Below are 23,143 nucleotides of genomic sequence, written 5' to 3'. Positions count from 1 at the left end.
GCCAATGAAGGGAGGTGAGAAAATGGGATTACCTTCACCTAGTAAACGTAAACCAACTGCAAGTGAAGTTGTGGAATGGGCATTGACTATTGCTAGAATAAAAAGAACCATAAATGTTGATAGGAAATGGGGCGGGCAGTGTTGGGACTTACCTAACTATATATTAAAAAAATACTGGGGATTCTTTACATGGGGAAATGCAAATGCAATGGCTCAAAAATCCAATTATCGTGGATACAATTTTAAAATTTATAGAAATACGAAGAATTTTGTACCTAAGCCTGGTGATTGGGCAGTATGGGCTAATCAAAACCCAGGACATGTATCTATCGTTGTTGGTAAATCCACTAAAGATTATTTTTGGTCAGTAGATCAAAATTATTATACTGGAAATTGGTCTGGAAGCCCTCCATATAAAATAAAACATAAGTACACTGATGCTCCAGGTGGAGTTACACATTTTGTAAGGCCGCCATATCATCCTGAACCGAAGAAAGAAAATCCTAGTAAAGGAAATGAGCCAAGTAAGAATAATACACCAACAGAAACTAAAAAAGATAATATGCCAAGATTCAAAAATATTATTAATATTAGCTATACAAGTTTCAGAGATGACAAAGAGAGAGAAAACGTTACACATTACATTGTTGATGGTAATAAGAGAACTTCGCCTATTAAGGGATTATATATCAAAGAAAGTATTATGTTTAGAAGTGTTAAAGATATTTATAAACAACGAAATAAATATGATAATGATATGATTTATCCTCATAGTTATGTAGACAAAGATATGACATGGCATTGTCGACATACCAAATTTCAAGTTGAAAGTTATTCTGATTGGATTGTATTAGAAGTATGTGGTTCTGAGTCTGAAATGAAAGAAGAATATATGCGGACGTTAATTTATGCAATGATTCATGGTTTGAAAATGTTGGAATGGAACGACCTAAAGTTAAGTGAAAATTCTTTGAGATTGGATAAAAACATTTGGAGAATCATGAAAGATACTACTAACTATGACTTAATTTTAAAAGGTTATCCAGAATTAGAAAAATATCAACTTATTATTGAAAAATTAATAACGATGTATCGTAAAAAAGATGATTTACTTAAACAAGAAATTGTAACTAAAAAATCTAAAAAGAGAATTAAACTTAAACCAGCTACTAATAATGTACTTATCAAAAAACCTAATAATCCACCCACTCAAAATAAAGAGAAAAGTAAGGTAGATATTGAAATTAGTAAATACACGTTTACGCAAGCCTTAAATGCTCAAATGGCAAAGGGACTTCCAGTAGTTAGTACTGGTGGTGGATGGTTTAATGCTAGTCGCGCAAAAGTAAGTGCTGCTATGGATCCAAATAAAATTTGGAGTGATAGTAAGCAAAAATACCAAATGTTGAATTTAGGTAAATATCAAGATGTATCTGTAGATAAACTTAATCAAATATTAAAAGGTAAAGGCAAGTTACATGGACAAGGAAAAGCATTTGCAGATGCATGTAAAAAGTATAATGTAAACGAAATATACTTAATTGCACATGCCTTTTTAGAAAGTGCGTATGGTACATCTAATTTTGCTAGTGGTAGGTATGGTATATACAATTTCTTTGGTATTAATGCCTATGATAATAATCCAAATTTAGCAATTAGTTATGCTAAAAACAGAGGTTGGACAACACCAGCTAAGGGTATCTTAGGTGGTGCTAAATTTGTTAGAGAAAATTACTTTAATAAAGGTAAAAATACGTTATATCGTATGAGATGGAACCCACGAAACCCAGGTACTATGCAATATGCAACAGATATAAATTGGTGTAAACATCAAGCTAGTATGATTTATAGTCTGTATAAAGATGTGGGATTAGTAGGTCTATATTTCATAAGAGGTAAATATAAATAGTCAAGATTAAATTGATTAGTAAAGGAGGGGAATAATGGATGAACCTAGTCTCATATACTGGATTTTTAGTATATTAATTCCAATTTTCATAAGTATTTCTACATTTTGGATGAAAATTAATAAGGATAAACGTGAAAATGAAAATAGACTGACATTAATTGAAAGTAGGGTAGATAACCATGATGAAAATTTGAAGGATATAAAAAAGGATTTGAAAAGCCAAAATGAGGATTTGAAGTTACTTCACAAACTTAATACGCAGAGTGATATGATGCTTAAAATGATGGACGAAATTAAACAAGATTTGAGGAAAGAAAATTAATATATATGGTAAAATATTAAAGTGAGCAAGTTGGATAGATGGTGGCTAATCTCTTTTGAATAAGGGGTGATGCCTATGAAATATGGTTTGACTCCTAGAAAGGAGTAACATTGACTGATTATGAAATGTTAATGATTGTCATGACAATCATTGGCTTAGTATTAGTTAGTAAAAATGACCATAAAAAATAACCATCTATAGCTTTGGCGAGCAGATGGTTAAAAGGTTTTATTAATATTTAATTATCTCTATGCCACCGTCTTTTTAACGGGCTCATTTGGGCGATACACATATGTGTGTTGCCCTTTTTCTATATATAAATTAACACAACATTAAAATATTATCAAATTCTATGAGTCGGCACAATCTGTCGGCTTTTTATTATGAGGAGGAAATTTATATGGATGTAAAAGTAACAGTAATTGTGAGAGTTTTAGGATTGGTTTTGGTATTAGTCAATCAATGCTTAGCAAACAAAGGTGTTAGTCCAATACCAGTTGATGAGTCAACGTTAATGACAATTGCAGTAGCATTAATTACGGCATGGAAAGATAACCCACTTACTAATGCAGCTAAAGAAAGTAATAAAGTAATGAAAGAACTAAAAACACAAAATAAATATGAAAAAGTTGTGATGCGAAGTGGCAAAGAAAAGTGAGGCATTAAAATATGTTAATTCAAGAATAGGATATCAACATGATGAAGATGGTATATATCCAGGTCAATGTGCCGATTGGGTAATTCATGTATGCAAAAAATATTTTAATTGGCATTTTCAAGGTGATGCTAAAGATATTATTAATGCTAAAAATAGAGCAACTGCACCAAAAGGAACAAAGTTTTTACCAAACACACTAGACTTAGTTGTCCAACCATTAGATATTTGCGTATGGGTAGGTGGACAATATGGCCATGTTTCTATTGGTCTAGAAGGTAATTTAGAAACTTTTTATTCATTGGATCAAAACTGGGGAACATGGAATGGTTCTCCAGTTAAAAAAGTTCTACATGATTATGATAGCTACGGATTTTGGGGAGTCATACGACTCCCTTTTATTAATGATTTAGAAAATGGAGGGGAAAACATGGGCAAAAAAAGAATAGGTACATGGAATGGCGTACCCGTTTATACTGATTTTTTACCAATTGGCACGCGTCGAACAGGACAAAGATTAGAAAGTGGTAAACCACGATTTGCAGTTTTTCATGATACAGGTAATCGTGATTCAACAGCACAACAAAATGTTAGCTATTATAGAAATACTTATAATATTGATTGGGCTAGAACAGCATCAGCTCACATTTTTGTAGACGATAGTGAATGTATTATTTGTATACCAGTTACGGAGAAAGCGTGGCATGTATTGTATGATACGCCAATTGATAATCAGTGGTATGGTGACGATGCAAATGATATTGCATTTGGACTTGAAGCTTGTTACTTCTCTAATCGTTCACGAACACTTAAATCACTAGATAATTCATGTCGTATTATGGCAGCATTATGTAATTCATGGGAAATTAACCCACGTAATGAAATGCCTGGACACCAACAAATACAATATGATAAACAAGATCCAGGTAACTTATTAGCAGCAGCAGGTTATGGAAGAAATGATATTAGTGTACTTGATAATTTAGTACTCAAGCATATGAAAGGTGATTCACCAACACAAAAAGTAGCAAAAGACGTAAAAGAACCTATCAAAGCCAAACCACCTCGTACAGTTTGGGCGTGGAATGGTATATTCACAGCAAGGAAGAGTAATACTGAACCAATTGTCGTAAGACGAGCAATGGGATTAGATAAAGCTCAAGTAGATAAAGGTTCTTGGATTTATCCTGGGGAATTTGTAAAATTTGACCAAGTCATCAAAGATAAGAAAAATGGCTTGTGGTGGATTAGATTTAAATACCAAGCAGATGGAGCAAACAAAAAGGATAACTTCTTTATGCCTATAGGTAATATTACTGATAAAGAAGAGAAGTTATTAAAAGAGAAAGCATTATGGGGTGAACTAGAAGTTAAATAGAGTATTAATAATCATTATATAAAAACAAATTAATAATATGTTAATATTAAATAAATTTTGTTTAAATTGAGGTGTTGATAATTCGTAGTGGCACCACGAGATCAATAATAGATTAAGGATAGCACTTATGTGCTTGCCCTATTTTTTTTATGATATAATTTATTTACATGTATAAGCCCTTTCCCGAATAGTTTTATATCCGCCACCCACACATGCCACTGGGTGGTTATTTGATGATTTTATACGTAGGTAGTACGAAACGTTAAAAAATCTACAAAAATATCAAATTAAATGTTATGATTAATTCCCTACTACTGTCTCCTAAAAATTAAAAAAGGAGATTTAATATGATAAATATTATTTCAGCAATTGGATCACTAGGAACTTTTATTATGGCGTTATTTTATTTTGTATCGGTATCAGTTCAACTTTACCAAATGAAAATTAGTTTTATCCCAGCACTTGGTTTTAATCAAATCCTTTTAGAAAAAGAGGATAATAAAAATTTAAATTTAAGAAATACGACTTCAAATTCTGAAGAAAACGAAGATTATTTAAAGTTATATAACCTTGGTGGAGGAGCTGCTAAAAACATAACTGTTGAAGTTATGTTAGGTAAAGATAACGTAATTCAAGAGAAATATATAAATATGTTACCTAGCAAAGAAAGCTATATGTTACCTATTAATAAAACTGTATTTGATGAATTGGATGATACTATTCAAAATAATGGTTACGAATCAGATATGAATATTAGGCTAACATATTATCACAATGTGAGTAGAAAGAAACAAGAAGTAGTATTAAAAGGTCATATTGATAGTTTTAATACTTATGAATATAAAGAGATATATGAACTACAATTTATATAACTTTTATAGCTATAATTTGTTTCCAATAAGAAAATTGGGGTATTTAATTATCAAGCGACGTGGAACGCTTAACAAACTGTAATAAATTAGCCTATCTGATTAGATAGGCTGTTTTTTTTATTTATTTAAAAACTCGTTAAGTATTGGATTATTATTTTCTTTTTCAACAACCACTGATAGATTCTCGGTTACTTCTTCTTTTATATCTATTACTTTTTCTTCTATTAAACTTTCGACTCGATTCGTTACTTCTTTTGTATTCCAACCCATTTTTTCAATTTCTTTTTTATAATCCATTTGTATTCTCCTAGATTGTCTGATTTTATTCTAACTACTAATTATAATTATTTATAAGAAAAATAGATATTAAATTGATTTATACGAACAAGTGTTCCATTATATTCATGAGGTGATTATATGATTCCTAATTTAGATTGGAGTAAAAATTTTCAAGAATTTCAAGAGATATTAAATTCTGGAATTAATCCAGAGTGGCTATATAATGCTAAAGCGAATATGGTTTTAAACCCAGCTTATACTGGTGAAGGCAAGCAATTTTTCTTTACTAAGGACATTATAGAAGCTAGTAAAACGATTCCATTTTTTTGAGGTGATAATATGAAAATAATAAATCCTAACGCACCAGATGAATACAAATACGAAACTGATTACCGTAATATACCTAGAGAGTATCTTAATCCACGTATACCACAAGGGCGTGGCATCGTTAAGTGGCAAGCCTTCAAGACACTCCCCGAACAATACGAGCAACTAGAACAATACATACAAGACCAAAATAAGATTGATAGACCGATATTAGACGACGATCAATTGAATGACCTTAATAACACATTAATTTTCAAAATGTATAATGACCCATCAATTGAATTGCGTTACTTCGAAAATGGATATATTAAAACGAAAGTAGGTTATATTCATAAAGTAGACGTACATACTAAAACACTACACATGTATGAAGATACTGGAATGAGTGTGTTGAATTTAAAAGATATTGTGGAGATAAAATAAAGCCTACCTAAAATAGGTGGATATTTTTTATGTGAATTAAATTTATTTTTAGTTGTGTGTAAATAAAATATAAAATGTGATAATATTTAAACAAATGGGTAAAAAGGGGTTTATTATTATATGAAAAAAATAACAGTAGTCATACCTAGTTTTAATAATGAAGAAAAAGTATTACAAAGACTATTTGATTCATTAAATGAACAAACAATGGATAAAAATGATTTTGACGTAATTTTTATAGATGATGGGTCTAGTGACTTTGCTGCTTATAAAAGATTAAAAGAAAAAGCAGAATCTCACGATAATTTTTTTGTCCACAGAATATCACCGTCAGGTTGGTCAAGTAGACCTAGAAACAAAGGGATAGACTTAGCTGATTCAAAATACATATTTTTCAGTGATGATGATGATTCAATTTTTCCACAAGCCTTAGAACGTATGTATGAATTCGCAGAAACGAATAACTTAGATGTTGTAAACCCTAAAGTAGTAAGGACAAAAGGCTGGTCTTGGGGTTGGGAAGAATACAAAGAGAATAAGATTGACGCTCAAAAAGACGGTGTAAATTCTATGGGGCCAATGACGGTACCTAAATTGTATAAAAAAGTTTTTTTAATTGCTAATGACCTTTATTTTTCTGAAGGGGAAAAGGTATGGTGGGAAGATGTTATGTACTCATGCCTTGTATACAGCAAAAACCCTAAAATAGGTATCTATGCAGATTACCCAATTTATCATTGGCGTGAACAAAACGTATCTGCTGGATTCGGAAAAGATTTAAACTATAAATGGTCACAATTAAACAATTTAGCAAAATTTTTCAATAAGCATTTAGATGAAAAAGATAAAATCACAATGATTACTCATTGGTACAATTCACGTGTGCTAGGTGCTATTAGAAAAAATTTCCACGAGAAGAAAGATGCAACTAAAGAAGTTGAATTTAAAAAAGCAAAAGAGTGGAAAGAAAAATATGTTACTAATGAAGTAATAGAAAAATTAGACACTAGAAGTAAAATTTTAGATAAAATATTAGAACTCAACAAACCAGAACTAGCTATTTCTTTTTCTGAATCAAAAGCAAACATCACTGCTAGAAGTTACATTAAAGATATTTCATTTGATAAAGATGAAATCATATTTACAACTGAAGCTAAAATTACAAATGATGAAAAAAGTGATGTGAAAATTAAAGGTAAGCCAAAAGCACCTAAATTAAATTTACCTAAAGATGTAAAAAAAGCATTACCTAAAGAATTAACTGAATATTATGAAATAGATGCAACTGATAATATTTATCTGCCAGCATTAAAAGGTAGAACAACGAGAACTACTTGGGACTTAAAGCATGTTCGAGAAAGTGTTTTTAATTATGATACTTCATTAACTGGATATACAGTTACAGGTTCATTAACATTTGGTTTGCGTTTAGATGATTTCATTCAAGATGATATTGATAAACAACAGCCATATGATTTAGCAACTAGATTTTCATATTTAGATTTCTTCTCACAAAGAGCTATTGCATGTACAGATGATTTCAAACACACTGCGATAATAAACGGAAACACTTATCTAATTTATAAAAACGCATCAGAATTATTATCGATTGATTTGAATTCAACCGTTAAGAATTTCTTAGACTTTGCAACTTTAGAAACAACTAAAGCTGAGAATGTTGGCGACTTTATCAGAATACCAATTACAGCAGATCATGTGTATGGTCAATCTAATGTAGAACTACTTGCATCTATATATAATTTTGGAAAGCAACAAGAATTTGTTGAAACTAAAGCTTATTTAAAAACAGGCAATGGTGAGGCTTATTTAGATATCCATAATCCTAAAGGTCTTTATGATGATTCTGTTATAGATATAGCAATTGGCACAAAAGCTAAACGATTAAAAATAACAGTATAAGAAAACAAACCCACCTAAATGAATAGGTGGGTCTTTTTTAGGGCAAAAAAAGACAGATTATTTAAAAAAGTGCAGACGCTCATAGAGATATAACATTTTAAAAGTCTTTTAAAACAGTAATTCCACAAGTCCTTTTAAACATCAATATACAATCGTAAAAGTAATAACAAGAATCTGTCAAGGTGTTTAAAATTGCACAACAATAGATTTAGTAACGTTAAAGATAACGAACTAGTTTCTACCATTTAAAATGTAAGAAATATATAATCAATATTTTTATGACACTGGCATGGCACTAAAACGCTACAAACACTGATAATAAGGGCTGTATAGCAGCCCTCCCAGGACACTAAAAGAATAAATTACATATTATTCAATTAAGAATCTTGCGCTTGCAAGGTTCTTTTTTTATAGAATTAATGTAAGCGGGATAGTAAGCGAAATGGAAAGATTTGAAGAAAGCAGATTAAGGTGAGTAAGTTGGATAGATGGTGGCTAATCTCAGTATAAAGTGAGGTGGTGCTTATGAAAGTACCGACAAAATCTTTAGAAAGGAGACGTCTTGTTTGGTTTCAATTGTAGAAGTGCCGTACTTAATGTTAGGTTTCGGTACATTCATCGTTACCTTGTTAGGTATAGCAATCACATTTGTTAAATCAAGCCATAAAAAATAACCATCCCAACTTTTTTGATACACTCCCCTAAAAGTAGACACTTTAAATATAAAAAGTGAACTATAATTAGGGGAGTGTATTTTTTATGACTACAAATAAGATGCGTTTAGAAAAGCATATTAAAATAGTTGAAGATATAGTTGATGGAAATATATCTAGATATAGTACAGCAAAAAATAATGGAGTTTCTAGCGCTACATTACAAGAATGGGTAAGAAGATATAAAGCTTATGGTGTAGATGGATTAAAACCTTTTAGTAAAAGAAATAAATACTCTGCAGAGATTAAAGCAATAGCTATAGAAGATGTGTTAGAAAGGAATATTCCACTGTATAAAGTTGTTAACAAGTATAATATTAGCCCTATATCAGTTTTAAAATTGTGGTTAAGAAATTATAAAAAGGGAAAATCTAACAAGCACACAGGGAAAGGGTTTTCCACTATGAATAAATCAAGAAAAACAACTTTATCTGAACGTATTGAAATTACTGAAAATGTCATAGCTAAAAATTCTAACTATCAAGAGGCTTCCGTGGAATATGGTGTTTCCTACCATCAAATATACCATTGGGTGAAGAGCTATAAAAAGAATGGTATAGATGGATTAAAAGATAAACGTGGAAAAAATAAAAAACAAGAATTATCTGAAATAGAACTAATAAAATTAGAAAATAAAAAACTAAAAACAAGAATAGAATACTTAGAAATGGATAAAGCAATCGTAAAAAAGTGGCAAGAGTTCAAGTATCGAAACAATCATTTTCATTAGGTCATAAAGAACATTTATATCAAATGATATTTGAGCTCAACAGAGAACAAAATTACAGTATTAAAATGTTATGCGAGCGTCTAGAAGTCAGCCGTAGTGGTTATTATAAATGGTGTAATAAAGAAATTTCTAATAATGAAAAACGCTCTAAATTAATTGCAAAAGAAATTAAGCGTATATTTAAGAACTCTAAAGAAACCTTCGGTGTAGTAAGGATACATTACGCTTTAAAAAGAGAGTGCAATTTAAATGTTAATATAAAATGTATTAGAAGAATTATGCGAATTTTAGGTTTACAAGCACAAATCAGAAAAAAACGTCCTAATTGGACTAGAATCAAACCACATTTCACAGCTGAAAATATATTGAATAGAAATTTTGAAGCCAATAAACCAAATCAAAAATAGTTTACAGATATTAGTTACTTAAATTATGGAAAAGGTCAAAAAGCTTATATTAGCGCTATAATTGATAGGTATGATTTAAGTATAATTGCTTATAAAGTGAGTAAGCGTAATGATTTAAAATTGGTTATGGACATATTGAAATTAGCCTTACAAAATAATGATGCATCTAATACAGTTTTACATAGTGACAGAGGTTTTCAATACACTTCTAAACATTACAAGAACTATTTAGATACACATAACGTAAAAATTAGTATGTCAAAAGCAGGGAGTTGTTTAGATAATCAACCGATAGAAGCTTTTTGGGGTACGTTAAAATCAGAATATTACTATAGAAATCAATTCAGCACATATGAAGATCTTGAAACAGGCATCAGTGAATATATTAATTATTATATGAATAAAAGATATGTTCCAAAATTTGATGGACTAACACCAAATGAATATAGGAACGTATCTTAAGAAAGAATAATTACAGACTAACTAATAAAATTAATTAGGACAAACGAAATTCTAATTAACATTATAAAAAGGATTGAATAACATATTATCAAATGGTAATATGTTATTTATATTAGTTTTAGGTAATATGAGGTGATTAAATGCATGATATTGAGTTAAAAGCACATTTTATACATGGTCTTTCTAATAAAGTACGTTTGATGATATTAGAGCTACTTAAATCGAAAGAAATGACTGTCAATGAGATTGTTAAACAATCTCAAATAAGTCAATCTAGTATTTCTCAACATTTATCTTGTCTCAAAGGGTGTGGTTTGGTTAATTCTAGACAAGAAGGTAAATACGTTTATTACCAAATAAAAAACAATCAAATTTTAGAACTGCTTAAACTTATTGATTCTGTAGTTGAAAATACTGAAGATGATATTCAAAGTTGCCAGTATCATACTATATAACGAAAGAAGATGACTTAAATGAGTACTAATTGCTGTAATAATAAAGCTGAATCTAATACTTGTTGTACAAGTAACTCAGTTAACGAAAATAAGTGTTGTAGTAATGAGCCTAAGGTAGCAAATCAAAATGACGAATGCTGTACAAATAACGGTGAAAGCATCGATTCAACTCATAACATTTCTTGTAATGCTATGAGTAATAGTTCTGAAGAAGACGATGAAGTAGCCACCCCATTTTCAAATTATAATTTTAAAGTAACAGGTATGGATTGTAGTTCATGTGCAATAACCATTGAAAAAGCGTTAAGACCTTTAGACGATGTAACTAATCCTAAAGTTAATTTTTCTACAAGTAAATTAAGCGTTGGACTAAAATCTCAAAGTAGTATTAATCAAGTGACTCAAACATTAAAAAAATTGGGTTATGGTATCGAAGAAAATGATAGCAATCAAAACTATACAAAATTTTCAATAGAAGGTATGGATTGTGGTAGTTGTGCTAAAAGTATTGAAAAACATTTGAACAATTTACCCTATGTAAATGACACACAAGTTAGTTTTTCAACTGGAAAAATGCAGATTGATTTTGAAGGCAATCAAACTAAAAATATTGAAAAAGAAGTTTCTAAAATCGGTTATTCTGCTACATTACAATCCAGTAATAAAAATAATAATACAAAGTGGCGTTTGTTTAGTAAGCCTATTATATCAACACTATTTCTTATCCTTGGTATTGTTTCATCTATGGTATCACTACCCATTTGGATAACTAATTTGATGTATATCATAGCTATTGTAGTCAGTGGTATAAAACCCTTAAAAAGTGCCTATTATGCTATTAAATCTAAGAGTTTAGATATGAATGTTTTAATGTCTGTAGCTGTTATTGGTGCCATATTAATTGGTGAGTTTTTTGAAGGCGCAATCGTCGTTTTACTATTTACTATTGGCACTTTATTACAAACTATTTCTATAGATAAAACAAGAAATTCTATTCAATCGTTAATGGATATTACACCAGCAGAAGCAAACGTTGTAACAGAGACGGGGATAATTTCAAAAAACTTAAAAGATATTAGTATTGGAGAAATTTTACTTGTAAAACCAGGAGATCGAGTACCACTAGATGGTACGATTATAGAAGGATATTCAAGCTTAAATCAGGCACCTATAACTGGTGAATCTATTCCTGTAGACAAAACGATAAATGAAGAAGCTTATGCAGGTTCTATTAATGAAAACGGGACTTTAAAAATACGTGTTTCAAGATTAGTTAAAGATACCACACTGTCTAAAATCATTCATATGGTTGAAGAAGCACAAGAAAACAAAGCACCTACACAAGCTTTTATCGACCGGTTTTCTGAAATTTATACACCCATTGTATTCATATTAGCATTATTAGTAATGGTAATCCCTCCTATTTTTTCTTTAGGAACATGGGGAGAATGGTTTTATAAAGGACTTGAACTACTTGTCATAGCATGTCCGTGTGCACTAGTTATTTCGACTCCTGTAGCTATTGTTACTGGGATTGGTAGCGCAGCAAAAAAAGGTGTACTTATCAAAGGTGGCAACCATTTGGAAGCTTTAGGTACACTTTCAGCTTTAACTTTTGATAAAACTGGAACGCTGACTGAAGGACGCCCAAAAGTTTCAGAAATTAAAACAATCGAATCTGACAAAGAAATGTTTTTGAATATTGCGCTAAGTTTAGAATCATACTCAACGCATCCAATTAGCAATGCAATTGTTGATTATGTATCACAATTTAAATCTATAACATACGATGTTACTGATTTTGAAAATATTGTTGGACGAGGTATTAAAGGTAAAATTGACCATAATATTATTTATGCAGGAAACATAAAGTTAATCGAATCTATAAATGAAAATATTGTAAATTATAAAGAAGAAATATATTCATATGAGCAACAAGGATATACAGTTATTATTATTGCAACAGCAGATAAAATCCATGGTTTTATTACTGTTGAAGACCCATTAAGGTCGGATATTAAGCAAACATTACAACAATTAAATGGAAGTAATATTAAAAATACTATAATGCTTACAGGTGATAATAAAGGAACTGCACATAAAATAGCGCAACTTTCAGGTATCAAAGAGGTTTATGCTGAGTTAATGCCTGAAGATAAATTATCAGCTATCAAAGATTTACAAAGCAAAGGCTATCGTGTAGGAATGATTGGTGATGGTATCAATGATGCCCCTGCTTTAGCACAAAGCGAAGTTGGTATTGCAATGGGCGGTATTGGTTCAGATACTGCAATGGAAACAGCAGATGTTGTATTAATGTCAGATAATGTACATCAACTAACAGACACTATCACTATTAGTAACAAAGCTAAGAATATAATTAAACAAAATATATATTTCTCTATTATTATTAAAATGATTGCTTTTATCTTAGTATTCCCTGGGTTACTAACACTTTGGTTAGCCGTATTAAGCGACACTGGCGCAGCGATATTAGTTATACTAAATTCATTGCGCTTATTAAGAACTAAGAAAAACAATTTATTATAAGTTTGTCCAACAGTTTGAATGAAATAATATTAACTAATACAAAAGCTAGAACAGTAAATGCTGTTCTAGCTTTTGTATTTACTTCTATATTAAGTGAAATTATTATAAAAATAAAAGATACGTTCTGTAATTTCACAAATTATTGCCAAACTCTGGAACGTATCTAAATAATTAATTTTATATTTAAGGTGTCTACTTTGACGGTAGTGGTTTATTTGGCAGGTTGATGGTTATTTTTTAACTATAAATTTCAGGAACCGTCTTTTTAACGGGCTCAATTGGGCGATAAACTTATGTGTGTTGCCCTTTTTTCAATATACAAATTAAAACAACACAAAAATATCAACAAATTATATAAGCAAGCAGTTTTATAATATTTTAGTAATTCATTGAACACATAAATCATAGTGTGGTCATATATATGAAAATACTTAGTGGACAATCTACTATGAGTTTTTAAATTGTTTATAAGTTAAGCTATTTTGACTCTAAGACATTTATTTATATATAAGACTCGCAATAACCAAAAAGTAATTAACAAAAAGATATTGTAATCATTTAATGTTTTGTAGTTAATATCTTGAGGGATAATGCAATTAAAGTTGTACCAACGATATAATCGAAACACATTTTAACCTTAGGTTTTTCAAAGATGATTTTTATGTAATTAAAGACCAAAGTACATAAACTAAACCATGTGATTACAGTTATTATAAATAGGATTGAAAATATTGCTACTTGGATACTTTGGTTACTTTGATGGTTTATAAATTGAGGTAATATACTAATATAAAATAGAATTGCTTTTGGATTTAAAATCATAGTGATGAATCCTTGTTTATATGACTTAAATAAATCGGGTTTTTCTGTATTTAAGCCATCTGATTTATCATACTCAAATTTGTGCGCATTCAGTATGTTTTTCAAACCAAGATAAATAATGTAAGGCTGCACCTAATATTTTGATTAATAAAAATATAGTTTGTGAACTTACGAGTATAAAAATAAGTCCAAGTGTTGCTAATGTAGCGTAAATTAAATGGGCACTGGCGATACCTAATGTTGTGGAAATACCGCTTTAAATGCCACCATGTGTACTGTTTTTTATAACTGCAAAAAAACTAGGCCCCGGTACGATAAGTATGAGTAATGACATAATAATAAAGTTAATCCAATGATTCATATGAAATTCCCCCTTATATTGAATTTTAGAAATGAGTTACACCTTGTTTTCATGTTAATTTAATAATATGCAAAATCAAATAAATTAACAACTCATTCAAATAAATAGTTAGCTGTTTTTTAAATTGCGAAAATGGGCGAAATGGTTGGTTGGAAATAGTAAGGACAGAGAAACAATAAAAAATATTCAAAGGCTCTACGTTCTAATAAACGTAAAATATACAGATTTAGTGTTTGGCTATTGTTTCCATTACAGTGATATTTAGTATCATATTCTACAAAATGATTCACAATATATGCTTAATCGTATATGCTTAACGTTACTTACCACTCATATCATAATGTCTATAACTTTCAACATAGTTAAATGGAGGTAGAACGATGGATAAGGTAATGGTTGTTGGGTCTTCTGGATCAGGAAAATCAACGTTTTCACGTCAATTATCAAAGATACTTAAAGTCCCTGTTTATCATTTAGATATGTATTTTTGGAAACCAAATTGGCAGATGATGCATTATGATGAACAAATTAAGATACATAAGCAATTGATTCAAAATAATAAATGGATAATTGATGGCAATTATTCAGCGCTATTTGATGAAAGAATTAATGAAGCAGATACAATCATTTTTATAGATTTACCTAGAGTCGTTTGTTTTTACAGAGTGTTTAAAAGATATCTTTCAAATATAGGAAAAACACGTATAGATATGAGAGAAGGTTGTGAAGAAAGATTAACTTTCACATTCTTAAAATATATTTGGCGCTATCCAATTGATAGAAAACCACAAGTGCTAGAAAAAATTAAAATGCAAAGTAACCATAAACATGTATTTGTATTGAAGGGTCAAAAGCAAATTCGAAATTTTTTGAGGAATTGTTAATTTATATGACGCAATATGATTAAAATTCCAGATTTTTCATCTTATACTTAGAAGGTTGAAATATTGATTTTTCTATTAAATATATTCCTATAATATATTTAATGATTATATGTGTAGTATATGGTTATTGTATGTTAACGTAAGATAAGACTTTCTCAAAAATTAATTTTTAAGTATTCAATTATATCTACAACTTAGATTATAAAAGTGTTAGAAAACATTTAGCATTACCATATATAAGTATCAAACAGAATTTATTTAAAAGGGGATTCATGCAATGAAGAAATTGCTATCTATCATAGTACCTGTATACAACAAAGAGTTATTTTTAGAATCATGTGTAGAGTCTATTAATAATTTAAATATAAATAAAGAAGCCATTGAAGCAATTTTTGTAGATGATTGTTCTAATGATCAGTCTTTAGAAATAATAGAAGAATTTGTGGCTAAATACAATTTTATTAAATTGATTAAATTAAATGAAAATACAGGGAGCCCTTCGGAACCTAGAAATGTAGGGATAAACAATGCGCAAGGTGAGTATATTACGTTTTTGGATGCCGATGATTGGTTAGACGCAGAAGGATTGCCAACATTATTAAATCAAGCAGTGGATCATCATTCAGATGTTGCATTTGGTCAAAGTGTTAAACATACTGAAAAAGCAATTAAAAAATTAGGTAGGTTTAGCTCGTATAAAGTCGCCAATTATTTAGTTCCTTATGAAATTGAACGTATATTTAGAGCTGTAGGTCCACCTGGAAAAATCATAAAACGTCAAATTATTTTAGATAATAATATAAAATTCAAACATATGAAGTATGGAGAAGATAAGTTATTTTTTATAGATGCGATCTCAAGATGTCAAACGGCGTCGATGAATCCGAGTCCGGTATATCATGTTAACCGTTATTCTTATAACCAATCTTTAGTCGGCGAAACGAGCATTATTGAGAAAACACAATTAAACTTATCTGTTTTAGAAGAAGTACTAAAATTAGATATTCCTGAAAACGCTGAATATCAAGCGATTAGTAGAATTATTGAAATGGATTTTATGTCGCGTTTATTTAATAACAAGCGATTTTTAAATGCTGAAGATAAGCAAGCGTTTTATGATTTGTTTAATCAGATGGAGCGCACGCTAGAAACTCATAGTAAAAATTTAGAATACTATTTATTAAATGATAAATTTAGAAATATCTATCACTTTTTAAAACATGAGTCATATCAGGAATTATGTGATTTCATAAAATTGGTTATACAAGGTGGAAACGCTAAAAAGTATGTTAAAGATAACCAAATATATTTTTTAATGTCTGATAATTTAACAGAAGCGTTACCTATCAAAGAACCCCTTTTCGCAGTTTATGAAGGCACACACTTTATCGATAATGAAATGAAAGAGGTCGTTCGTTTATATAAAGATGATAAAAAGGTAATTAACAAGGTTGTAATGACTGAACTTAATAATGAAATCAATACAATAGATGTAGAATTTGAGGAAAAAAATCAATATATTTATTTTAGGACTGATGATTTGAAGCAATGTGATTTTGATTTCAATATTAGTATTATTTACGATGGTTATAAATTCGTAAACGTCAATATGAACTTACCCAATGCAAATACTACTATAAATCTTAAAAGACAAGGATTTAAAGCAGAGTTCATATCAACAACAAAACCGAAGTCCAAAAAAGTGGACGATAATAAATATTTAACATATAAACCTAAAGCGGTTTCTCTTGTGAAACAAGCCAAACTGTATGATGATGTTGAATTTAAACAACCTGCTCAAATAACCATTGAAATGGGGGAATTAATAAATATTAAATCATTGGTATATACGCGAAACGGGACACCAAGACTTCAGACAGAAAAAGGTCACTATTTAACTGCAAATAAGCAATTTATACAAGCAGTTAATAAATCGAAACAAGCCCAATATATTTATAATCAACCTCGAAGCGTTAACATCTTGAAAAAATGTAAGGAATACTCAAACAGAAAATTCGATGGAGAAGCAGTGAATGTATTATCTGTTAGCGATCATGTAGATATTCAAAAAATTGTATTATCACCTAAGGGGACGCCAAGACTCAAAACTTTTAAAGATACATTTATCACTGCTAATCGTGATTTTGTAGAGGAAAGTTAAGATCCAAGAGATTTAAATTTGGTCCATAAAACGAAAAGTAAAAAAACAAAGCGAGCGACAGAAATCGAATGGTCAATAACGATTTCATAGTTCCATCTAGCCATTCACTAACTGGCTAAAAAGACTAAGACATTTTTTATGTGCTTAGTCTTTTTTTTGTAAATAATGATTAATCTCTAAAACACATTGCTGTTGATGTGCTTATACTGCATTGATTAGGGCATGGCATTTTACTTTATGGCCTCTATTTATCATACTTTTTAAATTAGCATCCATTTTGCGGTTAGATCATGAAAGTAATATTCAATTTCATACTTTAAAATACTAAACAAACTCAAAAGAAATATTTTGTTTATTTAATTTCGCAATATTAAATTGCATATAATATAGTTAGGCATGCGATACTGTTTTGAATTTGAGATAAAAGGACAGTTAAAGCCAATTTATGACTAAGTAAGAAAAATCGCACAATTAAATCACGTCATATCTTATAGTATATATATCGAACGATAGCTAGACGAAATAAGATTTTGTAAATATCGTTCACTACATTAAAAAAGTCATAATCATCTAATTTTTTATCGAGGGGTGTTTATAATGGAAGGTTTATTCGAAGCAATCAAAAACACTGTACAAGCAGGCATCGCTGGAGACGGCGCGAAATTAGGTACAAGTATCGTAAGCATCGTAGAAAACGGTGTAGGCGTATTATCAAAATTATTCGGATTCTAGTATTATTAATATCATAAACAATGGTCAGGGTGATAACCTTGGCCATTTTTGTGTTATATAAGAATAATATGGAGAAATTAAAGAATATGATATATTTGAAATAAATATATTTAAGCGTACTAGAGGGTGACAAAATGAGAACGAAAAGTTTACTTATAGATTTTGATGACACATTGGTGGATTTTGATGATGCAGAAGCATATGCATTTTATGAAATGACACAACAATTTCAAATAAAGACCAATCAAAATGATTTGCATACATTTAAAAAAATAAATCAGGCACATTGGGATGCTTTTCAAAAGAATGAATTAACTAAAGATGAAGTTTTAAGTAAACGTTTTGAGGCATACTTTCATTTACATCAAATGAAGATAGATGGTAAGTTAGCTGATCAAATCTTTAGAGATGAACTTGCGAATGCACCGATTAAACATTTTGATCAAACAATTGAAACTTTAAAACAATTAAAAGAACATCACGATTTGTATATAGTGACTAATGGTGTTTTAGAAACACAAGAAAGACGAATTGAAAAAACGAAGATAGGCCATTGGTTTAAAGATATTTTTGTTTCTGAACAAACAGGATACCAAAAACCGATGCCTGAATTTTTTGATTACGTATTTAATAAGATAGGTGAAGATAAACGAGGTTACGCAATGATTATAGGTGATTCTATGTCTTCTGATATTTTAGGTGGGAAAAATGCGAATATCGAGACATGTTGGTTTAATCCAAGAAATAAAATAAATGATACGGAAATTAAACCAGATTATGTAGTGAATTCGTTAAAAGAAGTAATCGCGTATGTTTAACCGTTAATTTAATTATTACTAAACGAATTCAAGTCATATAAAATGCCCTTCAAAGTTTTCATTTTTTAATGATTGCTTTGAAGGGCACTTTTCATTTTATTAGGACCCGTTTGATTATGGAGTCCAAACTAAAACATCATGACCATCTCTATTTGTTTCTTCTAAATCTGTAAAACCTTGTTTAATGAAAAAATCTTTAGATTGATTTCGTGCGATGACTTTGATTGGTAAGCCTTGATCTTTGGCAAAATCTAATAAAGATGTACCGTAACCACGATCTTGAAAATCACGTAGCACTTCTAATTTCCAAATCACGTTATAATCATCAAAGCCCGGGAAATGAGTTTCCTCAACTTCACCTTTACGATATAGTGCCATTCGAGCCCCTAAACGATCACCTACATAAATACCATAGAAAGGTGAATCTGAACTTGCATCAATCATTTCTCCTCGAAGTTCATCTACTAAATACAAATCTTTATTACCGAAGTTTCTGAAATCTTCGAATAGTTCGTCTGTTTTATAATTTATATCAAGACGCTTTACACTACTCATCGCATCTTCCCCCTTTGTTATCATTTATTCTATTATACCTTATTTTTATTGTTTTTTCACAAAAACGATAGTTTAAACATATATGTATAGTTGTTTATATTTATAAAAAATAGATACTGAAGTTTTTTGAAAAATGCAGTGATCCAAGTGTGTACTTATTATATAGGTTATTAAAAATTTGAAAATTATAAGCCGTTAAATTGTCAATGATGTATATAAACTTTATACTAATTAGGAATAGAGTATCATAAGGAGAATTACGCATGGATTGTATGATTACAAAACTTAATGAAAAAGATCAATTTATTTCTAAAATTAAAGATAGTGATTCAAAAATAGGACAGTTTTATCACTTTGATGCTATGCAAGAAAAGAGCTATAGTGAACGTTTATCAATGCCGAATAATGGCAGAGAAGTGGCATTAGCTCAAGTTATTAAAAATTACATGAGCGACTTAACATTAACAGAGAAGCAATTGCAAAATATTTCATTATTAAGCGAAGGCGCAAAAGTCATCATAGGTGGACAACAAGCTGGATTGTTTGGTGGGCCTTTATATACTTTTCATAAAATATTTTCTATTATAACGATGAGTGAAAAACTCTCAAAAGACTATAATACAAATGTAATACCAGTATTTTGGATTGCTGGTGAAGATCATGATTTTGATGAAGTAAATCATACTTATGCCTATAATGCTCAAAATGCAAAATTACAAAAAATAAAATATCATACAATGACGCCACCTGAAGCAAGCGTCTCAACATATTATCCTGATAAAGCGCAATTAAAAGACGCGTTGAAACTATTTTTTAAAGAAATGAATGAAACAACACATTCTAAGCAACTGATTGAAATGTGTACGAAGATTATTGATCAGTATGATAGCTGGACGGATATGTTTAAAGCGTTGTTGAACGAAGTGTTTAAAGCATATGGTTTATTATTGATTGACGCAAACAATACTGAATTACGTAATTAGAACAACCATTTATCCAAAAAATTATTGAACATCATCAAGATGTAGATGCATCATTTAGAAATAATCAACAAAACACGATTGCTAGTGGATTAGAACAAATGATACAGACTGATACGAATGTACATTTATTTTTACATGAAGATAACATGAGACAGTTACTTACTTTTAAAGATAATCAATTTTACCTAAGTAAATCAGATAAATACATGACTAAAGAGGAATTATTACAAATACTTGAAGTTGAACCAGAACGTTTTTCAAATAACGTAGTCACACGACCAATAATGGAAGAATGGTTATTTAATACAGTTGCTTTTATTGGTGGTCCAAGTGAAATTAAATATTGGACGGAACTGAGTGAAGTTTTTAATACATTGGATGTATCGATGCCAATTGTATTACCACGATTAAGAATTAGTTACTTGTATCCACGAATTGAAAAATTACTTAGTCAATATCAATTAAAACAGCGTTCGATTATAGAACAAGGTATTGAAAAAGATAAGGAAAAATTCATACGTGCGCAAGCATCTCAAACATTTGTTGATAAAGTGGAAGAAATTAAGGTGCAACAAGAAAAATTGTATCAATCACTACTAACTGAAGTTGCTGGTAATAATGATAACCAGTTATTAGTAGAGAAAAACAATCATATACACCAAAAACAATATGAGTATCTAATTAATAGGTATTTATTGAATATTGAAAGAGAAAATGAAATAAGTATGAAGCACTTTAAAGAATTAAGTGAAACACTTCATCCGATGGGCGGATTGCAAGAAAGAATTTGGAACCCACTTCAAATAATGAACGATTTTGGGATAGATGTGTTCAGTCCCTCCACCTATCCCCCACTTTCTTATACATTTGATCATATTATTGTTAAACCTTAGATATGAAAGGGATTTACCCGATTCATCAAATTGATGAATCGGGTATTTTTTTACGCTTTTTAAGAAAAATTAGTTAAATCTGTATAATTAGTGGAGGATAGTGGTGAGATGTGGTAAATTATATATATGAGAAGGTGAGGTGATTATAAATGTTCATGGGAGAATACGAGCACCAATTGGATACAAAAGGACGTATGATCGTTCCATCCAAGTTTCGCTATGACTTAAATGAGCGTTTTATAATCACTCGCGGCCTTGATAAATGTTTGTTTGGCTACACTTTAGAAGAATGGCAACTCATCGAAGAGAAGATGAAGACATTACCAATGACTAAAAAAGACGCACGTAAATTTATGCGTATGTTCTTCTCTGGTGCTGTTGAAGTTGAGTTAGATAAACAAGGGCGTATTAATATTCCACAAAATTTACGCCAATACGCGAACTTAAGTAAGGAATGTACAGTAATAGGGGTTTCAAATCGCATTGAGATTTGGGACAGAGAAACTTGGAGCAGTTTCTATGATGAATCTGAAGAAAGTTTTGAAGATATTGCTGAAGACTTAATTGATTTTGATTTTTAAATGGAGGTGCTAAATTGTTTCATCATGTCAGTGTAATGCTTAAAGAGACCATTGATTATTTAAATATTAAGGAAGATGGCGTGTATGTCGACTGTACATTAGGTGGAGCAGGCCACGCACTCTATTTATTAAATCAACTCGGAGACGAAGGTAGACTTATTGCGATAGATCAAGATACAACAGCTATAGAAAACGCAAAAGAAGTATTGAAAGAACACTTACATAAAGTGACCTTCGTCCATAACAACTTTAGAAAAATAACTGAAATTTTAAATGATCTGAATATTGAAAAAGTAGATGGTATTTATTACGACCTTGGTGTTTCTAGTCCGCAACTGGACGTTCCTGAGCGAGGTTTTAGTTACCATCATGATGCAAAACTGGACATGCGTATGGATCAAACACAATTATTATCTGCTTTCGAAGTAGTAAATGAATGGGAATTCGAAAAATTAGTCAGAATATTTCATCGTTATGGCGAGGAAAAATTCTCTAAACAAATTGCCCGACGCATAGAACAAAATAGAGAGCAAAAGCCAATCGAAACGACATTAGAACTTGTAGATGTTATTAAAGAAGGTATTCCAGCTAAAGCAAGACGTAAAGGTGGACATCCAGCTAAAAGAATATTCCAAGCAATTAGAATTGCTGTAAATGACGAATTATCGGCATTTGAAGATTCATTAGAACAAGCAATTGATGCAGTAAAAGTGAATGGTAGAATTTCAGTCATCACATTCCATTCATTGGAAGATCGGTTATGTAAACAAATGTTTCAAGAGTACGAAAAGGGGCCAGATGTACCAAGGGGATTACCAGTAATACCTGAAGCATACACACCTAAATTGAAACGCGTTAACCGTAAACCTATTATCGCAACTGACGAAGATCTTGAAGAAAATAATCGAGCGCGTAGTGCGAAGTTACGTGTTGCAGAAATATTAAAATAAG

23 protein-coding genes and 2 pseudogenes are annotated in these 23,143 nt (G+C 30.3%); 21 read left to right on the top strand and 4 right to left on the bottom strand.

Going from position 1 to position 23,143, the window contains the following annotated elements:
• The first annotated feature begins 22 nt into the window (after positions 1–22).
• Together M1D64_RS08235 and M1D64_RS08230 are read left to right on the top strand one after the other, a co-directional pair.
• Positions 23–1,909 carry a glucosaminidase domain-containing protein gene (locus M1D64_RS08235; RefSeq protein ID WP_069825823.1) on the top strand — a complete coding sequence of 629 codons (1,887 nt, stop codon included), beginning with the start codon at positions 23–25 and terminating at the stop codon, positions 1,907–1,909.
• Positions 1,910–1,943: 34 nt separating this feature from the next.
• Positions 1,944–2,231 carry a DUF7365 family protein gene (locus M1D64_RS08230; protein WP_041080395.1) on the top strand — a complete coding sequence of 96 codons (288 nt, stop codon included), beginning with the start codon at positions 1,944–1,946 and terminating at the stop codon, positions 2,229–2,231.
• Between the two features lie 248 nt (positions 2,232–2,479).
• Here the strand turns inward: M1D64_RS08230 and M1D64_RS08225 are convergent.
• Positions 2,480–2,560: pseudogene (locus M1D64_RS08225) on the bottom strand (hypothetical protein); the annotation flags it as partial.
• Positions 2,561–2,631: 71 nt separating this feature from the next.
• Between M1D64_RS08225 and M1D64_RS08220 the strand changes: the two are divergent.
• From M1D64_RS08220 to M1D64_RS08210, 3 genes are all read left to right on the top strand, one after another.
• Positions 2,632–2,889, top strand: a complete 258-nt coding sequence (locus M1D64_RS08220) for a phage holin (RefSeq protein ID WP_041080397.1) — start codon at positions 2,632–2,634, stop codon at positions 2,887–2,889.
• Positions 2,890–3,316: 427 nt separating this feature from the next.
• Positions 3,317–4,264: a peptidoglycan recognition protein family protein gene (locus M1D64_RS08215; RefSeq protein ID WP_069825933.1), complete on the top strand. Its 948-nt coding sequence runs from the start codon at positions 3,317–3,319 to the stop codon at positions 4,262–4,264.
• Positions 4,265–4,611: 347 nt separating this feature from the next.
• Positions 4,612–5,136: a hypothetical protein gene (locus M1D64_RS08210; protein WP_069825824.1), complete on the top strand. Its 525-nt coding sequence runs from the start codon at positions 4,612–4,614 to the stop codon at positions 5,134–5,136.
• A 117-nt stretch (positions 5,137–5,253) separates the two neighbouring features.
• Here the strand turns inward: M1D64_RS08210 and M1D64_RS08205 are convergent, their stop codons facing one another.
• The gene (locus M1D64_RS08205; RefSeq protein ID WP_069825825.1) at positions 5,254–5,433 is read right to left on the bottom strand and encodes a hypothetical protein; all 180 of its coding nucleotides are present in this window, start codon (positions 5,431–5,433) and stop codon (positions 5,254–5,256) included.
• Positions 5,434–5,553: 120 nt separating this feature from the next.
• Here M1D64_RS08205 and M1D64_RS08200 point away from each other — a divergent pair, with 120 nt between their 5' ends.
• The 9 genes from M1D64_RS08200 to M1D64_RS08160 all read left to right on the top strand — a co-directional run bounded on the left by M1D64_RS08200 (position 5,554) and on the right by M1D64_RS08160 (position 13,402).
• Positions 5,554–5,745, top strand: coding sequence for a hypothetical protein (locus tag M1D64_RS08200; protein ID WP_069825826.1), 192 nt, complete (start codon positions 5,554–5,556; stop codon positions 5,743–5,745).
• 9 nt (positions 5,746–5,754) lie between these two features.
• Positions 5,755–6,165, top strand: coding sequence for a YolD-like family protein (locus tag M1D64_RS08195; protein WP_069825827.1), 411 nt, complete (start codon positions 5,755–5,757; stop codon positions 6,163–6,165).
• A gap of 120 nt (positions 6,166–6,285) precedes the next feature.
• Positions 6,286–8,085 (top strand): glycosyltransferase family 2 protein, encoded by a 1,800-nt coding sequence (locus M1D64_RS08190; RefSeq protein ID WP_069825828.1) that lies wholly within the window; start codon positions 6,286–6,288, stop codon positions 8,083–8,085.
• A 566-nt stretch (positions 8,086–8,651) separates the two neighbouring features.
• Positions 8,652–8,759, top strand: a complete 108-nt coding sequence (locus M1D64_RS08185) for a putative holin-like toxin (RefSeq protein ID WP_115338580.1) — start codon at positions 8,652–8,654, stop codon at positions 8,757–8,759.
• An 85-nt stretch (positions 8,760–8,844) separates the two neighbouring features.
• Positions 8,845–9,528, top strand: coding sequence for a helix-turn-helix domain-containing protein (locus M1D64_RS08180; RefSeq protein WP_115338579.1), 684 nt, complete (start codon positions 8,845–8,847; stop codon positions 9,526–9,528).
• Entirely contained in the window at positions 9,489–9,935 is a 447-nt protein-coding gene (locus M1D64_RS08175; protein WP_080588846.1) for an IS3 family transposase, read from the top strand. The genes M1D64_RS08180 and M1D64_RS08175 overlap by 40 nt, the downstream gene beginning before the upstream one ends.
• Before the next feature lie 9 nt (positions 9,936–9,944).
• The gene (locus M1D64_RS08170; RefSeq protein WP_115338577.1) at positions 9,945–10,397 is read left to right on the top strand and encodes a DDE-type integrase/transposase/recombinase; all 453 of its coding nucleotides are present in this window, start codon (positions 9,945–9,947) and stop codon (positions 10,395–10,397) included.
• 140 nt (positions 10,398–10,537) lie between these two features.
• On the top strand, positions 10,538–10,852 hold the full coding sequence (locus tag M1D64_RS08165) for an ArsR/SmtB family transcription factor (RefSeq protein ID WP_011303341.1): 315 nt from the start codon (positions 10,538–10,540) through the stop codon (positions 10,850–10,852).
• Between the two features lie 18 nt (positions 10,853–10,870).
• Entirely contained in the window at positions 10,871–13,402 is a 2,532-nt protein-coding gene (locus M1D64_RS08160) for a heavy metal translocating P-type ATPase (RefSeq protein ID WP_480977437.1), read from the top strand.
• Positions 13,403–13,960: 558 nt separating this feature from the next.
• Here the strand turns inward: M1D64_RS08160 and M1D64_RS08155 are convergent.
• Complete coding sequence (locus M1D64_RS08155; RefSeq protein WP_239466228.1) at positions 13,961–14,329, bottom strand: LysE family translocator; 369 nt, start codon at positions 14,327–14,329, stop codon at positions 13,961–13,963.
• A 636-nt stretch (positions 14,330–14,965) separates the two neighbouring features.
• Between M1D64_RS08155 and M1D64_RS08150 the strand changes: the two genes are divergently transcribed.
• The 4 genes from M1D64_RS08150 (at position 14,966) to M1D64_RS08135 (ending at position 19,180) form a co-directional block, all read left to right on the top strand.
• Positions 14,966–15,469 (top strand): DNA topology modulation protein, encoded by a 504-nt coding sequence (locus M1D64_RS08150; protein WP_002483555.1) that lies wholly within the window; start codon positions 14,966–14,968, stop codon positions 15,467–15,469.
• Between the two features lie 277 nt (positions 15,470–15,746).
• Positions 15,747–17,630, top strand: coding sequence for a glycosyltransferase family 2 protein (locus M1D64_RS08145; protein ID WP_041080404.1), 1,884 nt, complete (start codon positions 15,747–15,749; stop codon positions 17,628–17,630).
• Between the two features lie 597 nt (positions 17,631–18,227).
• Positions 18,228–18,362 (top strand): beta-class phenol-soluble modulin, encoded by a 135-nt coding sequence (locus M1D64_RS08140; RefSeq protein ID WP_002483553.1) that lies wholly within the window; start codon positions 18,228–18,230, stop codon positions 18,360–18,362.
• Between the two features lie 134 nt (positions 18,363–18,496).
• Positions 18,497–19,180, top strand: coding sequence for a YjjG family noncanonical pyrimidine nucleotidase (locus M1D64_RS08135; RefSeq protein ID WP_041080405.1), 684 nt, complete (start codon positions 18,497–18,499; stop codon positions 19,178–19,180).
• 114 nt (positions 19,181–19,294) lie between these two features.
• On the opposite strand, the gene M1D64_RS08130 is transcribed toward M1D64_RS08135, so the two are convergent.
• A complete protein-coding gene (locus M1D64_RS08130) occupies positions 19,295–19,735 on the bottom strand; it encodes an N-acetyltransferase (RefSeq protein ID WP_037538588.1) in 441 nt (146 codons plus the stop codon).
• A 263-nt stretch (positions 19,736–19,998) separates the two neighbouring features.
• Between M1D64_RS08130 and bshC the strand changes: the two are divergent.
• The 3 genes and pseudogenes from bshC to rsmH all read left to right on the top strand — a co-directional run bounded on the left by bshC (position 19,999) and on the right by rsmH (position 23,142).
• A pseudogene (gene bshC / locus M1D64_RS08125) lies at positions 19,999–21,611 on the top strand (bacillithiol biosynthesis cysteine-adding enzyme BshC).
• Positions 21,612–21,760: 149 nt separating this feature from the next.
• A complete protein-coding gene (gene mraZ, locus M1D64_RS08120; protein WP_069825830.1) occupies positions 21,761–22,192 on the top strand; it encodes a division/cell wall cluster transcriptional repressor MraZ in 432 nt (143 codons plus the stop codon).
• 14 nt (positions 22,193–22,206) lie between these two features.
• Positions 22,207–23,142 carry a 16S rRNA (cytosine(1402)-N(4))-methyltransferase RsmH gene (rsmH, locus tag M1D64_RS08115; RefSeq protein WP_069825831.1) on the top strand — a complete coding sequence of 312 codons (936 nt, stop codon included), beginning with the start codon at positions 22,207–22,209 and terminating at the stop codon, positions 23,140–23,142.
• Position 23,143: the final 1 nt, after the last annotated feature.

The organism is Staphylococcus sp. Z5-21 (assembly GCF_056529615.1).
This window is presented reverse-complemented; position numbering and strand designations above follow the sequence as displayed.

Excerpts from the sequence above, each read along its gene's own strand:
- M1D64_RS08235 (WP_069825823.1), top strand. The coding sequence starts at position 23 with ATGGGATTACCTTCACCTAGTAAACGTAAACCAACTGCAAGTGAAGTT.
- M1D64_RS08230 (WP_041080395.1), top strand. The coding sequence starts at position 1,944 with ATGGATGAACCTAGTCTCATATACTGGATTTTTAGTATATTAATTCCA.
- M1D64_RS08220 (WP_041080397.1), top strand. The coding sequence starts at position 2,632 with ATGGATGTAAAAGTAACAGTAATTGTGAGAGTTTTAGGATTGGTTTTG.
- M1D64_RS08215 (WP_069825933.1), top strand. The coding sequence starts at position 3,317 with ATGGGCAAAAAAAGAATAGGTACATGGAATGGCGTACCCGTTTATACT.
- M1D64_RS08210 (WP_069825824.1), top strand. The coding sequence starts at position 4,612 with ATGATAAATATTATTTCAGCAATTGGATCACTAGGAACTTTTATTATG.
- M1D64_RS08205 (WP_069825825.1), bottom strand. The coding sequence starts at position 5,433 with ATGGATTATAAAAAAGAAATTGAAAAAATGGGTTGGAATACAAAAGAA.
- M1D64_RS08200 (WP_069825826.1), top strand. The coding sequence starts at position 5,554 with ATGATTCCTAATTTAGATTGGAGTAAAAATTTTCAAGAATTTCAAGAG.
- M1D64_RS08195 (WP_069825827.1), top strand. The coding sequence starts at position 5,755 with ATGAAAATAATAAATCCTAACGCACCAGATGAATACAAATACGAAACT.
- M1D64_RS08190 (WP_069825828.1), top strand. The coding sequence starts at position 6,286 with ATGAAAAAAATAACAGTAGTCATACCTAGTTTTAATAATGAAGAAAAA.
- M1D64_RS08180 (WP_115338579.1), top strand. The coding sequence starts at position 8,845 with ATGACTACAAATAAGATGCGTTTAGAAAAGCATATTAAAATAGTTGAA.
- M1D64_RS08165 (WP_011303341.1), top strand. The coding sequence starts at position 10,538 with ATGCATGATATTGAGTTAAAAGCACATTTTATACATGGTCTTTCTAAT.
- M1D64_RS08160 (WP_480977437.1), top strand. The coding sequence starts at position 10,871 with ATGAGTACTAATTGCTGTAATAATAAAGCTGAATCTAATACTTGTTGT.
- M1D64_RS08150 (WP_002483555.1), top strand. The coding sequence starts at position 14,966 with ATGGATAAGGTAATGGTTGTTGGGTCTTCTGGATCAGGAAAATCAACG.
- M1D64_RS08145 (WP_041080404.1), top strand. The coding sequence starts at position 15,747 with ATGAAGAAATTGCTATCTATCATAGTACCTGTATACAACAAAGAGTTA.
- M1D64_RS08140 (WP_002483553.1), top strand. The coding sequence starts at position 18,228 with ATGGAAGGTTTATTCGAAGCAATCAAAAACACTGTACAAGCAGGCATC.
- M1D64_RS08135 (WP_041080405.1), top strand. The coding sequence starts at position 18,497 with ATGAGAACGAAAAGTTTACTTATAGATTTTGATGACACATTGGTGGAT.
- M1D64_RS08130 (WP_037538588.1), bottom strand. The coding sequence starts at position 19,735 with ATGAGTAGTGTAAAGCGTCTTGATATAAATTATAAAACAGACGAACTA.
- mraZ (WP_069825830.1), top strand. The coding sequence starts at position 21,761 with ATGTTCATGGGAGAATACGAGCACCAATTGGATACAAAAGGACGTATG.